The sequence below is a fragment of the Pseudomonas sp. RIT-To-2 genome, assembly GCF_029623465.1.
Classification (GTDB): Bacteria; Pseudomonadota; Gammaproteobacteria; order Pseudomonadales; family Pseudomonadaceae; genus Aquipseudomonas; species Aquipseudomonas silvicola.
In genome coordinates this window covers 1-1,703 of sequence record NZ_JAPYKM010000092.1, presented here as the reverse complement: position 1 = coordinate 1,703, position 1,703 = coordinate 1, and the positions used below count along the sequence as shown (strand labels likewise).

The 1,703-nt window shown below is 67.9% G+C and carries 1 protein-coding gene; it reads right to left on the bottom strand.

What is annotated here, in order from left to right; genetic code table 11:
• On the bottom strand, positions 1-1,703 hold a 1,703-nt coding region (locus QBK88_RS30665; RefSeq protein ID WP_277965042.1), incomplete at both ends, for an amino acid adenylation domain-containing protein.

The window sequence follows — 1,703 nt, the reverse complement described above, 5'->3', positions numbered from 1 at the left end:
GCGCGGCTGACCACCTGGATCGACACGATCGAGTCGCCGCCCAGTTCAAAGAAGTTGTCGTTCAGGCCCACCTGCGGCACTTTCAGCACCTGCGCCCAGATCGACGCCAGTTGCGCCTGCACCTCGGTCTGCGGCGCCACATAGGCCTGCTGCGCCTGGCTCAGGTCCGGCTGCGGCAGGGCCTTGCGGTCCAGTTTGCCATTGGGGGTCAGCGGCAGCGCGTCCAGGGTCACCAGGTGCGCCGGCACCATGTAGTCCGGCAGCGTCGCCTGCAAGTGGTTGCGGATGGCCTGGGCGTCTACTTCGCCCCCCTCGGCCGGCACCAGGTAGGCCACCAGTTGCTTGCCGCTGGCGCCTTCGGTGTCGATCACCACCGCGTCGCGCAGCGCCGGGTGTTGCAACAGGCGCACGGCGATTTCACCCAGTTCAATGCGGAAGCCGCGGATCTTCACCTGGTGGTCGATGCGCCCGGCGTATTCGATCACGCCGTCGGTACGGTAGCGCGCCAGGTCACCGGTGCGGTACAACCGACCACCGCCCTGGGCGCTGGTATCGAAGGGGTCGGGCAGGAATTTCTCGGCGGTCAGCGCCGCCCGCCCCAGGTAGCCACGAGCCAGCCCCGCGCCACTCAGGCACAGCTCGCCAGCGCTGCCCAGCGGCACCGGCAGCGAGGCCGCACCCAGCAGGTACACCGCGCTGTTGGCGATCGGCCGGCCGATGTTGGCCTGCCCGCCAGCCGTGCGCAGGGTCCAGGTGGAATAGGTGGTGTCTTCGGACGGGCCATACAGGTCGTAGACCCGCTGGATGTGGCCGGTGGCATACAGTGCGTCCACCAGGCTCTGCTTGAGTGGCTCGCCGGCCAGGTTGACCACCCGCACGCTGGCCGGCAACTGCCCGGCTTCCAGCAGCGCCTTGATCGCCGACGGTACGGTATTGACCAGGTGCACCTGGTCACGCGCCGGCAGTTGCCCCAGGGCCAGGGCATTGTCGGCCAGCACCAGATAGCCACCCGCCGACAGGGTCACGAACAGCTCCCACACCGACAGGTCGAAACAGATCGAGGTGGACGCCAGCACGCCCATCAGGTCTTGCTGGCTGTACACCTGGCTGGCCCAGCCGATCAGCGCCGCGGCGTTGCGGTGCTCGATCTGCACGCCCTTGGGCTGGCCGGTGGAGCCGGAGGTGTAGATGTTGTAGGCCAGGTTTTCAGGGGTGGTGAGGCATGGCAGGTTGTCGCTGGGGTAGTCGTCCAGCACAAGCTGGTCGAGCAGCAACACCTTGGCCTGGCCGTTACCGGGCAGGCGGTCCTGCAGCGAGCTTTGCGACAGCAGCAACAGCGCCTGACTGTCCTCCATCATGTACGCCACGCGTTCACGCGGGTACTCGGGGTCCAGTGGCACGTAGGCGCCGCCGGCCTTGAGCACGGCCAGCACCGCCACCACCAGGTCGGGTGAACGTTGCATGGCGATGCCCACCAGCACGTCCTGGCCCACGCCCAGCTCGCGCAGGTGATGCGCCAGGCGGTTGGCGCGCTCGTTGAGCTGGCGGTAGCTCAATGGCTGCTCGCCGGCGATCACCGCCACAGCGTCCGGGGTGCGGGCCACCTGGGCTTCGACCAGTTGCTGCAGGCACTGCTGGGGGTAGTCGGCTTCGGTGCGGTTCCAGTCCTGGACGATCTGCCGGTGCTCGGCGGTATCCAGCAT